This is a genomic window from Dyadobacter sp. HNCC25DJ186 (genome assembly GCF_056895235.1).
Map to the genome: position 1 here is coordinate 287,183 of NZ_JBXHAS010000006.1, position 17,583 is coordinate 304,765.

Genomic DNA, 17,583 nt, shown 5'->3' on the forward strand with positions numbered 1-17,583 from the left:
GAGGTGGTTTTATTCTTACGGGATTTTGGATAAAAAGTAACAGACTGCTCAAATCGTGAATTGAAGATTATTCTTCCTTAATTCTCCCACTAACAATTCAATTACCAAATTATAACTATCAATACCACTTTTCTGGCTATTGGCTTTTAAGAAAAGGTCATATAAAAATCTGCTGGTAAAATCCTGAACCGGACTTCTAAACTTTTTTGAGATGCTCTGAGAAAACTTGTTATCCAAAAAAACTTCCGGATCAATTTTTCCATACAACGCTTCGTAAGATTTAATATCTGCCTTTTTCAATGCATCCATAGCCGAACATAATACCCAATAGTTAGCCGAATATCTAAAGGCCGGATCTGGATTATTAACGCAAGCCAGATAAGCAATATAATTTGCTTCATCCTCAGAAGCAAAACCAAGCTGATGAGCCATCTCATGACAGATTACAAAAGGTGCCTCAAAAGAAGGTAAATTTCCATTGATATTCGCTTCGGCAGTAAAAGGAAAATAAAGACCTGCGGTTCTCAAAGAAGACATGATACCTTTTGTGAAGCCCATTTTAATGGAAGGATGCCGATAGGATAATTCAGGAAACAATTTAGCAATTTGAGTATAACCTTCCGGTGCTTTCTTAAATAACTGTCGAAATCTATATGATTGAAATCTTATATCTGAGACTTTTTTCCTGGATTGATTGGTGAGATATATCAAACGTTTACAAAGCTCTTTCAAATCTTTCGAAGAAATGTTTTCAGTGTTAATAACTACGATTTTTGCAATAGGTTTTCTGTGGTAGGCAAGACCCCACATAATCATGTATAAACCAAAAACGACGCCAAGTGTGGTAAGCACTTTTATGAGCAAATCCGTAATTAAACTTACAGTATACCTACTCTTTATTAAATTTTTGGTTGTCTTTACTGATTTAAATAATAGAATGAATAGAATAATATAAAATAAACCTAACCCCACTGAGAAATGAATTTCTCCTAATGTGAGCCTTAGAAAGATGGTTAAATTATTAAAAACATAATGTATATAATACTTTTCAACCCAGACCTCATTTTGAGAGAAAATAAAAAAAATAACAATTTCGATAGGCAGAAAAAACGCTAATATATATTTCCTCATAAATTATAAAGAGACATAAGATTAATGAAGATTTTCAGAAACGTTTTAATATGGTCTTATTCTTACGTGATTTTAAAAAAAAGTAACATAAAAAAAGAGCCACACCGAAGCGCAGCTCTATAAACTTTTAAATATTGATCTTTTAAAAAATCCCTTCCAATAATCCGGGAGCCAAACCAAATACGATGGTAAGTACTGTTGCTACGATCAGAATAAATTTATAGAATGGTGCAACGCGAATTTCTGCGATATCACCTTCTTTCAGGTAAGATGCGATAATTACACGGAAGTAATAATAAATACCAACAACGGACATTAAAACTGCAATCGCTGGTACCCAGATAATTCCTCTGTCGGCCGCGCTGCTGAATACAAAGAACTTTCCCCAGAAACCTGCTGTCAATGGAATTCCGGCCAGAGATAACATCGAAACGGTTACCACAAATGCAAGGAAAGGATTCTTCTTAGCCAACCCGTTAAATGCGTCATAACGTTCGTCCGGCTGGCCTTCGAATGTTTTCTCTTTCGATACCAATATCAACACGCCAAATGCAGCGATTGTTGAAAGTGAATAAGCCAGTGAGTAAAAAACAATTGCATTTTGCGTTGGTTTTGAAAGTGCAGTTAATGCGATCAGCAAATATCCCGCGTGGGAAATCCCTGAATACGCCATCATGCGTTTGAAGCTGTTTTGTGTTGTTGCTCCGATATTTCCAACAAGCAAAGTCAGAATAGCAATCACAGCGATTACAAGCCACCAGAAATCGTATACTCCGGTAAATGAATGTGATAATAATCTGTAAAGTGCTGCGAAACCGGCTGTTTTCACAATCGTTGACATGAACGTTGTAAAGATCGTCGGCGCTCCTTCGTAAACATCCGGTGTCCAGAAATGGAAAGGAGCAGCAGAAACTTTAAACAACATACCAATCAGCAGCAATAATAATCCGGCATACAAAATGTAAGAAGGAGCCGCTTGTTGTGTTGTAGAAACAAAGGCCTGAATTTCTCCTAATTTAAATGAGCCAGTTGCGCCGTAAAGCAAGGTCATACCAAAAAGCATAATACCAGTTGCAAATGCACCCATCAAAAAGTATTTCAACGCTGCTTCGTTCGACCTTAAATTACGTTTGTTGCTACCTGTCAATACGTACATGGCAACAGAAAGGATTTCAACACCAATGAAAAGCATGATCAAATGCTCAAAACCCACCATCATAATCGCACCAACCAGAGAGAAAAGCATTAAAGCATAATACTCAGCCGGTTCAGCTTCTGCGTTATCCTGAAAACCTCCGGAGATCGCAACGATCATAAAAGCGGATGCCAGAATGATGCCGTTAAAGGCCAATGTCAGGTTATCAACCCGGAACATATCGTAAAAATATAACAACGGCCCTTTGTTCCACTCAAAGAAATTACCTGCCAAAGCAATGGCAAGGAAAAGCAGGACAGCTGGCAATAAGATATTCTTCGATTTCGAGAACCCTAAGAAGAGTGTTACGATTCCAAGAACTGACAACAAAACAATGGGATACATAATTATTTATTATCGTTTGTCATTAATAGTAGCTTTCGGCGGTCGGCTTTCGGCTATCAGACTATATTAATTATTCTTTTTCCTTAGAAAACTATTTCCCTACGAATTGCAAAAGATTATTTACAGCTGGCTCGGAAATGCTCAAAAATGTATTTGGGTAAATTCCAATCCATAATACCATAATCACTAGAGGCAGTAACACCGCTTTTTCACTGAATGTCAGATCCTGGAAACCTTCAACCCATTTGGATTTTGGTCCGAACATTGACATTTGGAATAAGCGAAGCATATACACCGAACCAAGAATAATGGTCAAACCTGCAATAGCTCCTAACCAACCGTTGAATGCAAAAACACTGGAAAGCAGCAGAAACTCTCCAACAAAACCGTTGGTCAGAGGCAATGCCACACTTCCCAAAAGAATGATCAAAAAGTATACACTCAACTGAGGCGCAACCTGCGTGATACCACCCAATTGATCCAGACTCCGCGTTTTGGTACGGGAAAGAATAATATCGATTACAAAGAATAAACCAACCACGTTGATACCATGCGCGAGCATTTGAATCATCGCGCCTTGCAAACCATTTGTTGAAGCGGCAAAAACGCCAGCGGCCATCAATCCCACGTGAGCGAAGGAAGAATACGCAATCAGGCGTTTCATATCACGCTGCTGAATGGCGATGATCGAACCGTATATAATTCCGATTACCGATAAGATTACGGCAAGCATTCCATAAGACTGTAAACCGAGAGGAACAATTGGAAGCAACAAACGGATCAAACCGTAAACCCCCATTTTAAGCATGATACCGGAAAGTAACATTGTCGCCGGTGTTGGCGCTTCTGTGTATGTATCAGGCTGCCAGGTATGGAAAGGAAATAATGGCATTTTGATAGCAAAAGCTACAAAGAAAGCCCAGAAAATAAATCCTTGTGATTTGGCGGATAATTGTAAATTATAAAAAGCGGTTATTTCAGAAGTATGCGTTCCGGGCGTCTGATAGTACAAATAAATCAATGCAACCAGCATGAACAAACTACCGAACATGGTATAAATAAAGAACTTGAAAGTAACTTTCAAACGATTCTCTCCACCCCAAACAGCGGCAAGGAAATAAACCGGAATAAGTGCCGCTTCGAAGAAAAGGTAAAACAGGAAAGCATCTGTGGCAGTGAAAACACCCACAAGCGCAGCTGACATAAACAGAATTAACGAATAAAATGCAGCGCTGTTTTTATAAGTATGGCTGAAAGTCGAAAGGATGATCAGCGGTGTCAGAAAAGCTGTTAATAATACCAGTACCAAACTGATTCCGTCTAATCCGCCGGCAAACGAAATTCCTGCGGATGCAAGCCAGTGATATTTAAAACCAAACTGAACCCCAGCCGCCGGGTCAAATTGAGACCAGACAAAAAGAGCAAGTCCTAACTCCGCAAGAGCACCGACTAGGGCTACCTGTTTCGCCAGATTAGCTCCAACCAAGAGGGTAATAACGCCGGCCACAACGGGCAAAAGTATTAAAAGAAGAGTAAGCATATTTTCAAGTCAACGGTCAGCACTAAATGGTGAACGGTATAAATATTTAATATGTCAGTTTCAACAAAATGCCTATAACAACAGCTTCCAAAACAGAATCACTACGATTCCGAGAACCATGGCAAATACATAATCCCCGGTTGAACCCGTTTGTGTTTTACGTAACAATCCTCCCAGAAAAGCAATAAGCCTGGCTGTGCCATTCACAAAAAGATCGATGAAAAACTCACCGAAACTGTAAAGGACATTGGATAGTGATTTGATTGGTTTTACAAAAACAGCGTTGTAAAGTTCATCAACGTAATATTTGTTGTAAATCAAATTCTGAACAGCTGATTTTTCCTCCGAGTCCGGAGCCGGAACATTTGCTTTTTGGACATACATCACGTATGCTATAATCAGAGAAATTAAAGCAACACCAACTGAAACAGCCATTAGAATATATTCTTCTGAATGCGACAAAGTTGTTGGCAAGAAAGCTTCCGGATTAACCTGACGAGAACCTTCATACAAAGGACTCATAAATTCAGCAAGCTTGTGCGTCCCGTGCAAAGCTTCCGGCACTCCGATAAATCCACCCAAAGCAGAAAGAACGGCAAGGATCACAAGTGGAATTGTCATCGATGCAGGCGATTCGTGCAAATGATGCTCCTGATCATGTGTGCCGCGGAATTTTCCAAAGAAAGTAAGGAAAAGCAGACGGAACATATAAAAGGAAGTCATCAACGAACCCAATACCCCAACTACCCAAAGTAATTTGTTATGCTCAAAAACATGCGCTAAAATCTCATCTTTTGAGAAGAAACCTGCAAATGGAGGAATCCCTGAAATCGCAATGGTTGCAATTAAAAATGTAAGGAACGTGATTGGAAGTTTTTTACGCAAACCACCCATGGAGCGAATATCCTGTTCGTCGGACATGGCGTGGATCACACTACCAGCTCCTAGGAATAATAATGCTTTGAAAAATGCGTGGGTAATTACATGGAACATCGAGGCAGAATAAGCCATTGCGCCTAAACCCATGAACATATAACCCAACTGACTCACCGTAGAATAAGCCAGTACTTTTTTGATATCGTTTTGTAAAAGTCCGATCGATGCAGCAAAAAGCGCTGTCGCGCCACCAATGATTCCAACCAGTTCAAGCGTTGAAGGCGCAAGAGAATAGAGGACGTTTGAACGGATCACCATATAAATTCCGGCCGTTACCATCGTTGCTGCGTGAATAAGTGCAGAAACCGGTGTCGGACCCGCCATCGCATCGGGTAACCATGTATATAACGGAATCTGTGCCGATTTTCCCATGGCCCCAATAAAAAGGAACAAGGTAATCGCGATGATTACAGGATCACCAACCTGAAAACCTGTGGCCTTACTAAATACTTCAAGATATTCTACTGAACCGAAAGTGGCAATGATCGTGAAAATTCCCAAAAGGAAACCCAAATCCCCTACACGGTTCATGATGAACGCTTTACGTGCGGCGTTGTTGTAGTTTGTATTTTTATTCCAAAACCCGATCAACAGATAAGAACAAAGTCCTACACCCTCCCAACCGATAAACATAATCACATAATTGGAACCCAGAACGAGCAGCAACATGAAGAAAAGGAAGAGATTTAGATAAGCAAAAAACTTACCGAAACCCTCATCATGTTTCATGTAACCGATTGAATAGATGTGAATCAGCGATCCTACACCGGTAATGATCATCAGCATCAATAACGAAAGCTGGTCGATCTGGAAAGAAAATGGAATGTTGAGATCGTCAACCGTAATCCAGTCAAAAAGAGGCAGAACGAATGGGGTGCTTCCCGCAGCTACAAATGCGTTAAATGCATTCAGAGAAAGAGCAAAACTACCGATAACAGCTAATGACCCGATTATTCCAACGGCACCTTTTGGTATAGTACGGAATCCGATACCATTGATCAGAAAGCCGAGAAAAGGTAATAAAGGAATCAGAACTAGTAATGAAGCAGACATATTCTATATTTTGTATATTAACCAATAAGGCTTACCATTTCAATTTATTAAGGAAACCGATGTCCGTATTTCGAGTATTCCGGTAAATCATAACGATAATCGCCAAACCAACGGCTACTTCTGCTGCGGCCACAGCCATGATAAAAAACACGAAAACCTGCCCGGAAGGATCCGACCGGTAGGATGAAAAAGCAATTAATAAAATGTTGGCTGCATTTAACATCAACTCAACAGACATGAAAATAATGATCGCATTACGACGGGTAAGTACGCCAATGATGCCAATCACAAAAAGTAATGTGCTGAGGATGAGATAATATTGAAGCGGGACATTCTGAATAACCTCTGGTATATTCGGGTTCGGGATCATAGCAGATTTACCTAAATGGGTATTCGTTTAAAATAGTCAATGATTTAAAATTTTCAGGATCAAGTAATTTCTGTCTTCATCACTGAAACTTACCGGGCAAAAATAGACATAAATACCGCTTACTCAAATGTTAAGCGTACCTATTATATTATCTCTGTGTTAAAGCACGTAATTTTATTTCCGTCAGCTTGCGTTTCGTATCCAATGGAAACTCCGCTTTCATCAGCCAATCGTAAAAAGAAGGCTCACTTTTCAAGACATCCGCAACACGTTTTCCATTGTGTTTTCCGAAGTTGAAAACTTCTTCACCTTTCTCGTTAAAAACCATCCGTCCGGCAAAATCTATAAGCTTTGATGCGGTCAACGCATGTAAAGCGGCTACATCATTTTCTACAGTTCCCAGTTCTTTTCCATGTGAATCAATTACCTTTTGACCCTCATAACGAGCGATTTGCCCTTGTAAAACTTCAAAAGTTGCGATCGTGTCCGCTTCGGCACTATGTGCATCTGTCAGCGATTTATCACAGTAAAATTTGTAGGCAGCAGAAAGATTTCTCGGCTCCATCATGTGGTAAATCCGCTGAGCATCCACGGTACGACGGTTTTTGATATCAAACTCAACACCAACCCGTAAAAACTCCTCAACAAGCATTGGAATATCAAAACGATTGCTGTTAAAGCCGGCCAGATCACAACCTTCCAGAAACGTTGCAAGGTTTTTTGCAAACATTTTAAAGGTAGGTGCATCCTTTACATCTTCATCATAAATGCCATGTATCAGACTGCTTTCCAGTGGAATAGGCATTTCAGGATTAACGCGTCTTGTACGAATTTCCGTTTCCCCATTAGGCAGAGCCTTCACCACCGAAATTTCTACGATCCGATCCCGGGCAATGTTTACACCGGTAGTTTCTAGATCAAAAAAAGCGAGCGGCTTTTTAAGATGGAGGGTATGCATAAGGCTACTTTAATTAGGTTTTCGCGGCGCGAAGTTACGCTTTAAAGGAACACAGGCCAAAAAAGAATTTAGTTTATACAGATTATAAAATAGTTCATTCATGCATTAAATTTTTACTAATCCATCCAGGCGTATGATTTTGTGACTGCTTTTTGCCATCCTTTGTACAATGTTTCTCTTTTTGTTTCATCCATATCCGGGTTCCAGGTATGGGCAATGGCCCAATTACTTTTCAGTTCGTCTGTGTTTTTCCAATAACCAACAGCCAAACCTGCTGCATAAGCCGCGCCCAATGCTGTTGTTTCTGCAACTGCCGGAGAAACGACCTGGGTATTGAGCATATCCGCCTGGAATTTCATCAACAATTCGTTCAAAACCATTCCGCCGTCAACACGCAGGGAAGATAATTTGATACCGGAATCCTGCTCCATCGCATTGACAACATCCAGTGTCTGATAAGCCGTTGCTTCCAAAACTGCCCTGGCGATATGTCCTTTTGTAACATAACGGGTTAAACCGGCAATGACGCCACGCGCATCATTCCGCCAGTAAGGCGCATACAACCCGGAAAACGCTGGAACGAAATAAGCACCGCCATTGTCCTCGACAGTCTTCGCCAGACTTTCGATATCACTGCTTTTTTTGATCAATCCCAAATTATCCCGCACCCATTGAACCAGTGCGCCGGTTACAGCCACGCTACCTTCCAATGCATATTGAACAGGCTCATTTCCGAATTTATAAGCGATGGTAGTCAGCAAACCGTTATCAGACATTTTCAATTCTGTCCCGGTATTCATTACCAAAAAGCAACCGGTTCCGTAGGTATTTTTCGCCATACCCGGTTCAAAACAGGTTTGCCCGACCAACGCTGCATGTTGATCTCCCAAAATTCCGGCGACAGGAACGCCAGGCAAAACTTCATTGCTCACCGTGCCATAAACCTCGCTGCTGCTTTTTATTTCGGGCAACATGACCGCAGGAATATTGTAAGCATCGAGCATATCCTGATCCCACTGCAAAGTCCGAAGATTCATCAATTGCGTCCGGCTGGCGTTGGTGACGTCCGTTACATGAATTCCGCCATGCCCTCCACCCGTCAGGTTCCAGATTAAAAAAGTATCAATATTTCCAAAAATAGCTTCGCCCTTTTCCGCATCTGCGCGCAGGCCTTCCACATTTTCCAGAAGCCATTTTAATTTTAAACCGCTGAAATAGGTTGAAACAGGCAATCCGGTTTTATCGCGAAACTGATTTAATCCGCCTTCCTTTTCATATTTAGCTACCAGATCAGTTGTCCTCGTATCTTGCCAAACCAATGCATTATAATAGGGTTTCCCGGTCCGGCGATTCCAGACAACTGTTGTTTCGCGTTGATTTGTAATACCAATGGCTGCTATATCGGCGGCTGTGGCAGAGGCTTTTATACGGGAAATCGCAATTACTTCCAGTGTATTTTTCCAGATTTCTTCCGGATTATGCTCCACCCAGCCGGGCTGCGGATAAATCTGTTCGTGCTCCTTTTGCCCGACGGAAACAATATTTCCCTGATGATTAAATAGAATGCAACGTGTACTCGTTGTTCCCTGGTCAATAGCCGCAATATATTTTGACATAATGGTATTATGATTGTCTTTATTTGTAATATGTCAGTAAATAAGGAAATTTTGGCGGAATGGGCAAATGGAAGGAAATTAGAACAGAATATTTATTTTTATACAGTTCAAATCATTAAATCACATTTTCACAAACCAGATTGATATTTTCTAATTTAAGCGGTTATTGAAACTCCTTTTCATAATTAAAATCAAATTGTTGTTGTTAAAATCCGATCAAAAAACTTTTGTAAAAAAGGCAACCATTCCATTTGGATGCTTTATCATAGCATTGTTTCTACTCGATTTCCTCTTCCCATTCAAACCAAAAGTCCAATACTCAACCCAAATCACGGCAAGTGACGGAGGCGTTTTACATGCGTTTTTAAGTCCGGATGATAAATGGCGGCTCTATACCAATATAACTGAAATCACGCCGCTTTTGCAGAAAACCCTTATCCATAAGGAAGACCAGTATTTTTATTATCATCCAGGTATAAATCCATTTGCGATGCTTCGGGCGGCGGGGAGAAATATTTTCAGCAGTAAAAGAACTTCTGGTGCTTCAACAATTACCATGCAGGTTGTCAGGTTATTGGAGCCTAAAAAAAGAACTTATTTGAATAAAATGACCGAATCTTTTCGTGCTATGCAGCTGGAATTACATTATTCAAAAGAAGAAATTCTTCAATTATATCTAAATCTTGTTCCTTACGGTGGGAATATTGAAGGGATAAAAGCGGCTTCCCTGTTCTATTTTGGTAAAACCCCTCAGCTGTTAAGTCTGGCGGAAATCACTGCGCTTACCATTGTGCCAAACCGACCGTCAAGTTTACGGCCAGGAACGAGAAATGATGCGTTGAAAACGGCCAGAAATCAGTGGCTGACACGGTTTGGCAATGAAAATTTATTTGATAAAAATACAATTCAGGATGCCATTGCGGAACCTTTGACTGTTAAACGGCTAACTGCACCGAAACAGGCACCTCACCTCTCCCTACGTTTGAAAAAAGATTTCCCTGATCAGCCGGTTATCAATACCACCATAAAAATCCAGACACAGAAACAGATTGAAGAACAGGTAAAAAATTATGTCGATAGGCTGCAAAGCATGAATATTCACAATGCAGCAGTTTTGGTTATTAATAATGAAACGATGGCGGTTGAAGCTTATGTCGGTTCAGCTGATTTTAATAATCCTTATGACGGCGGACAAGTGGATGGAATCCGCGCCATTCGATCACCCGGAAGTACGTTAAAACCGATACTTTATGCGACTGCTTTTGACAAAGGAATTATAACGCCAAAGACAGTTTTAAATGACGTCCCAACCAATTTCAGTGGCTATGAACCAGAAAACTTTGATCAGCATTTTAACGGTCAGGTTACTGCGGAATTTGCTTTGGCCAATTCCCTGAATATTCCGGCAGTTAAGATTTTGAAAGAAGTAAGTACTCCGGTTTTGATTGATAAATTAAAAAAAGCAGATTTTCAAACAATCAGAAAGCAATCAAAAGATTTAGGATTATCCATGATTCTCGGTGGTTGTGGCGTGACCCTGGAAGAACTTACCAGACTTTTTGCCGCTTTTTCAAACGAAGGAGAATTAAAACAAATTCGATATACAACAGAAACCCAAGTTTCTAAAAAAGGTGAACAGTTGGTTTCAAAAGAGGCGACATTTCTTTTAAATAACATCTTAACGCAAGTCACCCGCCCCGACCTGCCTACCAACTTTGACAATACTTATCACTTGCCAAAAATCGCCTGGAAAACCGGGACTTCTTATGGAAAGCGGGATGCGTGGAGTATTGGCTATAACCGAAAATATACGATTGGTGTTTGGGTTGGAAATTTTTCAGGCGAAGGCGTTCCTGAGTTGAGTGGTGCGAATACTGCGACACCATTATTATTTTCAATCTTCAACTCGCTGGATTATAATGCTACAAACAGCTGGTATCAAATGCCGGAAAATGTGTCGTTACGAAAAATCTGTGCAGTTAGCGGAGATATTCCAGCTGATTTCTGTGATCATCAGATTACGGATTATTTTATCATGGGCGTTTCTCCTTATCGGAAATGTCAGCATCTGCGGTATGTTTTTACGGATGTTGCCGGGAGAATTTCTTATTGTACTTATTGTCTCCCTGAAAGTGGTTTTGTAAAAAAAACTTATCCCAATCTGGCTCCGGAATTAATTGCATATTATGAGTCAAAGAAAATTCCATATCAAAAATTGCCGCCACATAATCCTTCCTGCGAAAGGGTTTTCCGGGAAGGCGCGCCATTGATTACTAGTCCAAATGATGGCAGTGAATATTTTATTCAAACGGCTGAGCCGCAGCAGATTCAGTTAAGCTGCCAGACTGGGAATGATGTGCAGGAGATTTTTTGGTATGTGAATGATAAGCTCGTGAAACGTTCTGCGCCACATGAAGCGGTATTTATTAGTCCGCCGGTTGGGAAGGTTAAGATTTCTTGTAGTGATGATAAGGGGAGGAATTCGGATATTTCTATTTTGGTGAAGAAGTTCTAAGATAACAAATTACGGTGCTCTGCACCTCAGCCCCTTGGAGATTTGTATTGTTTTCTACAAATATTGCGGTACTCTGTACCTTGGCATTGTAGATAATTCTTAATATGTTCTCAAATCGATTAGGTGCAGAGCACCATAATACTTGTAGAGAAAAAATCCAACTTCATTAACCCAAGGTGCAGCGCACCGTAATTATCATGTTAAAGGTTTCACGCAAAGGCGCAAAGGTAAAAACGCAAAGACCGCTAAGAGAATAATTTTGCGGTCTTTGCGTTTTTTAATCTTTGCGCCTTTGCGTGAAACCCCTTAAAGCACAGCTTCACTCTCCTGATATAAAACCTGGATCAAAGTCTGCCCAACCGCCTTCAATGTTTTCGGATCTATATTTTCGAGATCATCATGCGCTGTATGCCATTGATCAAAAAACGTCCGTTCCGGATCATTTTGTTTGATGTGAATAATATCGATCATCGGAATTTTAGCCGTTTCGTTGACTGGAATATGATCATCTGTTATGGATGGACCAGCTTTGTCAATAAAATAATTACTGTATCCAAGCTGACTGGCAATTCCCCAAACATTCCGAACCACGCCCTCGGCCATACTCACTGAATAACCTTCCTTCGGGAAAGTCGCTCCCTTTGCTCCTACCATATCCAGCAATATCCCAAAATAAGCTGTGTAATTTGGAATATGTTTATTCGTAGCCCAGTATTGAGATCCCAGACAAAATCCGCCAAACTTATCCGTCGCCTTTTCAGAATTACCCCAGTCTTCGGCATCAAAAAGAATAATATCTACACCCAGATTCAATTTATTTCCGGAAGAAGAAAGCACTCTCGCAATTTCCAATAGAACGCCTACCCCACTCGCACCATCATTTGCCGCTAAAACAGGCTTATCCTTTAACACAGAATCCTGATCAGAAAACGGACGGGAATCCCAGTGCGAAGTCAATAGAATTCTTTTTGTCGCTTTTGGATTAAAACTGGCGATAATATTTCGGGCATTGAGCTTTTTACCGTCGTAAGTCGTAGGCGTAAAATTTTGCTCGGTAACTTCAAGTCCAAACTTTTTAAAAGTCGCAACCAGATAATCACCACAGGCTTTATGCGCAGACGAATTGGGTACCCGCGCTCCAAAATCAACTTGTTTTTTGACAAATTGAAAAGCTGAATCTGCATTAAAAGCCGGACTGGCGACTAATTTTTCTATTTGTTCTGCGGTTTGTTCTGAACTCGTTTTTGACTTACAGCTATACAAAAATAATATGCAGGTCAAAAAACAAGCCATAAAAACGGAAGATAAAAATCCACTTTTTCTCATTTTCCTACTCTTCATAAGCCCAGTCCACACGCAATTTGCTATCACGGATTGCAAGTCCCTGAAGTTTGAAATATGTACGAATCTCATCCACTTTCTCGTAATTCTGAACCGCCTTATATTCCCGGTAAAGATTTAACATGCCGTCCAGCACCGCGTGTCCCTCGCTAAGTTCCTCTTTTACACCAAGTACATTTTCAATGAAAACAATAAAGTTTTCCAATAACGAGGTAAAAGTTGACTCACCCAAAGCGGCTGATTTCACCTGATTCATGTTCAGCATGTTGATGTATTTCAGCATATTAAACAGATTGGCAATGGCCACAGCGGTATTCAGATCATCATTCATGGCGTCATAGAAACCCTGAATTGATTTTTCTATATCCTCAATTTTCTTATCGTCACGTGCAACTTCCTCGTCAGAATATTTCAGCATTTTGGCCAAACGGATACCATTTGCCAATCTTTTATATCCTTTTTGAGCCGCTTTTAAGGCATCGTTAGAGAAGTCAAGCGTGCTTCTATACTGACTTTGCAACATAAAAAAGCGAACGGTCATCGGACTGTAAGCCTGATCCAGCAATTCATGATCTCCTGAAAATAACTGGCTTGGAAGGAAAGAATTGTTCAGCGATTTTGACATTTTTTGTCCGTTCACCGTCAGCATATTCGTATGCATCCAGTAACGCACCGGTTCGATGTTGGTCAAAGCTCTTCCCTGTGCAATTTCGCATTCATGGTGTGGGAATTTTAAGTCCATTCCACCGCCGTGAATATCAAATTGTTTCCCTAAATATTTGGCGCTCATGCAAGTACATTCCAAATGCCAGCCCGGAAAACCCATTCCCCATGGAGAATCCCATTGCATGATATGCTCAGGACTGGCTCTTTTCCAAAGCGCAAAATCAAGCGGGTTACGTTTCTCAGACTGTCCGTCCAGATCACGCGTTTCATTCAGAAGATCTTCCAGAATCCTTCCCGAAAGTTTTCCATATTCATTCCCAGCGTCGTTATATTTTGTGATATCAAAATAAACAGAACCGTTAGATTCGTAAGCTGCACCTTTTTCGATTAATGATTTAACCGCTTCAATTTGTTCAATCAAATGCCCCGTTGCAGTCGGTTCGATACTTGGCGGCAGCAAATTAAATTCAGCAGTAACATCATGAAAATCATTGGTATAACGTTGAACAATTTCCATCGGTTCAAGCTGTTGCAGCTTCGCCATTTTCCCAATTTTGTCTTCGCCTTCGTCACCGTCACCAACCAAATGCCCGACATCCGTAATATTTCTTACATAACGGACTTTGTAGCCAATATGCGTCAGATATCGGTACAGAATATCAAAGGACAAAAAAGTACGGATATTTCCAAGGTGAACGTTGTTGTAAACCGTTGGCCCACAAACATACATACCTACATAAGGCGCAGCGAGCGGTTCAAACAAATCCTTTTTACGGGTAAGCGTATTGAATATTTTAAGGGGCTGGTAAGTTTTATCAGTCATGAATATTTTACTTTCTTGTAATCAATTTAGTAATTGGTCTGCATATCATTAAAGGCATTTCTGCTCCTTTTTGTCTTTTGGCAAGGGACTTTTCAACCCAGGTTATAATCTTTTCAGCTTCCAAAATTCCAAGTTGAGCTAACGCCTGACTCCTAGTTCCGTAAACTCCCATTGATTTACTTAGAACCTGTTGGGCGGTGATAAAGTCAGCAAATATCCTTTTGTTCAATTTGAATAAATCCTGCTCTACCATAACTGCATGAGCTTTTCTGTCTTCTTTCAACAACGCAACGAGCGACAACAAAAGACCATTATATGCAGTAAGTCCGGCTTTTTTAACATAATTTTTGTTCTGAAATAATCCATCTTCGGGCTTTGCATGATTTGTAAGAAGTTGTTTCGCAATTTCGATTTGCGTTCTGGCTTTATCAATGGCAATCATCTTTGCACAGTTTTAATGATAGTAATTTTCACCTTAAGATCAAATCATAATTTAACGCTGCCTGACAAAAATAGCAAATAACTCAGGATTGACCGCCAACTGTTTAGCATTATGCAATCCTTTGAATCTGCTATTCAGCTGTTTTTATTATCTTCGCAGCGTTTTTGTCTTCCAATCAAAAATTGAAACTTACTAAAAATCAATACTATACTACTTTATGAGTTTATTAACAGTTGGCTCTGTGGCGTTTGATGCCCTTGAAACACCCTTCGGAAAAACCGATAAAATCATTGGCGGCGCGGCAACCTATATCACACTATCTGCATCGTATTTTACCAAAAAAAATAATCTGGTAGCCGTTGTAGGCGGTGATTTCCCCCAGGAAATGGTTGACCTTCTTGTAGAACACGGCGTTAATACCGAAGGTTTAAAAACTATCCCTGATGGGAAAACTTTCTTCTGGTCGGGAAAATATCACGAGGATATGAACACGCGTGATACGCTTGAAACTCAGCTGAATGTAATGGCTGATTTCGATCCGGTTATCCCTGAATCTTATCAGACAACGGAATATTTAATGTTGGGAAATACGGTTCCTGCTACTCAAAAGGCAGTAATCGAACGTATGGCAAAACGTCCAAAACTGATCATGCTTGATACCATGAATCTTTGGATGAACATTGCCATGGACGATTTGAAGGAGGTGTTAAAATTGGTTGATGTATTGACGATCAATGACGAAGAAGCTCGCCAGCTTTCCGGTGATTATTCTTTGCGTAAAGCAGCACAGACGATTATGGCGATGGGGCCAAAAACTTTGATCATCAAAAAAGGAGAACACGGAGCACTTTTGTTCCAGGGAGAAAGAATTTTCTTCGCACCGGCTTTGCCATTGGAAGTGGTGTTTGATCCAACCGGAGCAGGTGACTGTTTCGCAGGCGGATTCATCGGATATCTTGCCAAAACGGATGATATTTCTTTTGAAAACATGAAACGCGCTATCATTTACGGTTCTGCCATGGCATCTTTTTGTGTTGAAAAATTTGGCACTGAACGGGTTGTGAATCTTACACAAGAAGAAATTGATGCGCGCGTTCAGGAATTTGTGAAATTGTCGAGTTTTGAAATAGTTTAATAGCTGTTGGCTGTTAGCGATTAGCTTTTAGCCCGGCTCAATAGTGATTTCTGAACAATATAAAAGGTCTAAGCATTTGAGAGATAAAATCTTAAATGCTTAGACCTTTTTTCTTAATACGTAATAGTGGCCTCTATTATTAAAAAATTAGTATTGAAAAGGCATTTTACACATTTTTCAAACAACAAATTAGTTTTATAATGTCCGCGTACAAAAATAATTTTCTTCTGATTCAGATTATATTCTGTTTTATTTCAACCCTTTCAACAGCCCAGAATCTGCCGGCAAGCAAGCACAAACTCATTGTGATTGCTCATCGCGGAAATCATGTTAACGTTCCTGAAAATACGTTAGCCTCTATTGATGAAGCAATTAAATACGGCGTGGATTATGTAGAAGTTGATTTACGTACGACGAAAGATGGTCACCTGATCATTCATCACGACGGAAATGTCGACCGTACTACAAATGGAAAAGGGAAAATAAGTGATCATACTTTGGCTGAAATCAAGAAGCTTCAGGTATTCAATCATAACCATAAAGCACACAAAATCCCGGAATTCAGAGAAGTTTTGAAATTGTGTAAAAACAAGATCAATATTTATCTGGATTTCAAAGATGCAGATGTGGCGCAAACCTGGAAACAGATCCAGGAAGCCGGAATGGAAAAGCAGATTATAGTCTATATCAATAAAAAAGAACAATATCCGCAATGGAAATCTATTGCTCCGGAAATACCATTAATGACCAGTATACCGGACGAAATTAAAAATGTTGAACAGTTGTCATCCTTTTTGACCGAAATTCAGATCAGCGTTATTGATAACGTTGTGAATCCGGACATGGAGAAAATGATAAAAGAAAAGGGAATTTCAACCTGGCTCGATGTTCAAAGTCCAGCGGAAGGGCCAGCCTCTTGGGACGAAGCAATAAATAAAGGCGTTCAAGGTTTACAAACGGATCATCCGGAAGCATTGACTGAATATTTGAATAAAAAGGGTTTGAGATAGATTCAGGTTTTCCAGAAAATGTTATTTCAATAACTCGTCCATTTAAAATTCAACTCAATATATTTACACCCACAAAAATTTAAAATACCTTACCATGCCAAGACAAAATATCCTTACCGGTTCACCGTGGGAAGATAAAATGGGTTATTGCCGCGCGGTTCGCATCGGAAACATTGTAGAAGTTTCAGGTACTGTCGCCATCGTCGACGGAGAAATTGTGAAAGCGGATGATGCTTATGCACAAACCAACAATATCATTGAAAGAATTTCAAAAGTGCTTGAAGAAGCTGGCGTTTCGCTGAAAGATGTTGTACGTACAAGAATCTTTACAACGGATATCGCCAAATTTGACGACATCGCCAGAGCACATGGTGCTTATTTTGGAGAGATAAAACCAACAACCGGAATTTATCAAATCAGCAAATTAGTGTCACCGGACTATCTTGTTGAAATCGAATTTACTGCTGTTGTTGAATAAAGATGATAAAAAAGAAGGGTCTACGAAAT

The 17,583-nt window shown here is 40.2% G+C and carries 14 protein-coding genes; 4 read left to right on the forward strand and 10 right to left on the reverse strand.

Translation table 11 applies throughout. From position 1 onward, the window contains the following. Positions 1–48: 48 nt before the first annotated feature. The 7 genes from AC1XUO_RS19365 to glpK all read right to left on the reverse strand — a co-directional run bounded on the left by AC1XUO_RS19365 (position 49) and on the right by glpK (position 9,144). The gene (locus tag AC1XUO_RS19365; protein ID WP_483331422.1) at positions 49–1,131 is read right to left on the reverse strand and encodes a DUF3810 domain-containing protein; all 1,083 of its coding nucleotides are present in this window, start codon (positions 1,129–1,131) and stop codon (positions 49–51) included. Positions 1,132–1,273: 142 nt separating this feature from the next. Continuing rightward, the gene (locus tag AC1XUO_RS19370) at positions 1,274–2,671 is read right to left on the reverse strand and encodes an NADH-quinone oxidoreductase subunit N (protein WP_483331423.1); all 1,398 of its coding nucleotides are present in this window, start codon (positions 2,669–2,671) and stop codon (positions 1,274–1,276) included. 91 nt (positions 2,672–2,762) lie between these two features. Beyond that, positions 2,763–4,211: a complex I subunit 4 family protein gene (locus AC1XUO_RS19375; RefSeq protein ID WP_483331424.1), complete on the reverse strand. Its 1,449-nt coding sequence runs from the start codon at positions 4,209–4,211 to the stop codon at positions 2,763–2,765. 72 nt (positions 4,212–4,283) lie between these two features. After that, positions 4,284–6,200, reverse strand: coding sequence for an NADH-quinone oxidoreductase subunit L (gene nuoL, locus AC1XUO_RS19380; protein WP_483331425.1), 1,917 nt, complete (start codon positions 6,198–6,200; stop codon positions 4,284–4,286). Between the two features lie 31 nt (positions 6,201–6,231). Next, a complete protein-coding gene (gene nuoK / locus AC1XUO_RS19385; RefSeq protein ID WP_137338024.1) occupies positions 6,232–6,570 on the reverse strand; it encodes an NADH-quinone oxidoreductase subunit NuoK in 339 nt (112 codons plus the stop codon). Positions 6,571–6,718: 148 nt separating this feature from the next. Continuing rightward, complete coding sequence (locus AC1XUO_RS19390; RefSeq protein WP_483331426.1) at positions 6,719–7,528, reverse strand: exonuclease domain-containing protein; 810 nt, start codon at positions 7,526–7,528, stop codon at positions 6,719–6,721. A gap of 116 nt (positions 7,529–7,644) precedes the next feature. After that, positions 7,645–9,144 (reverse strand): glycerol kinase GlpK, encoded by a 1,500-nt coding sequence (gene glpK, locus AC1XUO_RS19395; protein ID WP_483331427.1) that lies wholly within the window; start codon positions 9,142–9,144, stop codon positions 7,645–7,647. Positions 9,145–9,346: 202 nt separating this feature from the next. On the opposite strand from glpK, the gene pbpC reads away from it, so the two are divergent. After that, complete coding sequence (gene pbpC, locus AC1XUO_RS19400; protein WP_483331523.1) at positions 9,347–11,659, forward strand: penicillin-binding protein 1C; 2,313 nt, start codon at positions 9,347–9,349, stop codon at positions 11,657–11,659. 306 nt (positions 11,660–11,965) lie between these two features. On the opposite strand, the gene AC1XUO_RS19405 is transcribed toward pbpC, so the two are convergent. Genes AC1XUO_RS19405 through AC1XUO_RS19415 form a run of 3 tightly spaced genes read right to left on the reverse strand, consistent with a single transcriptional unit; the run spans position 11,966 to position 14,931 of the window. Next, positions 11,966–12,985, reverse strand: a complete 1,020-nt coding sequence (locus tag AC1XUO_RS19405; protein WP_483331428.1) for a M28 family peptidase — start codon at positions 12,983–12,985, stop codon at positions 11,966–11,968. A gap of 4 nt (positions 12,986–12,989) precedes the next feature. Beyond that, complete coding sequence (gene cysS, locus AC1XUO_RS19410) at positions 12,990–14,489, reverse strand: cysteine--tRNA ligase (RefSeq protein WP_483331430.1); 1,500 nt, start codon at positions 14,487–14,489, stop codon at positions 12,990–12,992. Between the two features lie 7 nt (positions 14,490–14,496). Continuing rightward, positions 14,497–14,931 carry a DUF5618 family protein gene (locus AC1XUO_RS19415; RefSeq protein WP_483331431.1) on the reverse strand — a complete coding sequence of 145 codons (435 nt, stop codon included), beginning with the start codon at positions 14,929–14,931 and terminating at the stop codon, positions 14,497–14,499. Between the two features lie 217 nt (positions 14,932–15,148). Here AC1XUO_RS19415 and AC1XUO_RS19420 point away from each other — a divergent pair, with 217 nt between their 5' ends. The 3 genes from AC1XUO_RS19420 (at position 15,149) to AC1XUO_RS19430 (ending at position 17,554) form a co-directional block, all read left to right on the forward strand. After that, positions 15,149–16,066, forward strand: a complete 918-nt coding sequence (locus tag AC1XUO_RS19420; protein WP_483331432.1) for a PfkB family carbohydrate kinase — start codon at positions 15,149–15,151, stop codon at positions 16,064–16,066. Between the two features lie 200 nt (positions 16,067–16,266). Beyond that, the gene (locus tag AC1XUO_RS19425) at positions 16,267–17,076 is read left to right on the forward strand and encodes a glycerophosphodiester phosphodiesterase family protein (RefSeq protein WP_483331433.1); all 810 of its coding nucleotides are present in this window, start codon (positions 16,267–16,269) and stop codon (positions 17,074–17,076) included. 94 nt (positions 17,077–17,170) lie between these two features. Next, on the forward strand, positions 17,171–17,554 hold the full coding sequence (locus AC1XUO_RS19430) for a RidA family protein (protein ID WP_483331434.1): 384 nt from the start codon (positions 17,171–17,173) through the stop codon (positions 17,552–17,554). Positions 17,555–17,583 lie beyond the last annotated feature (29 nt).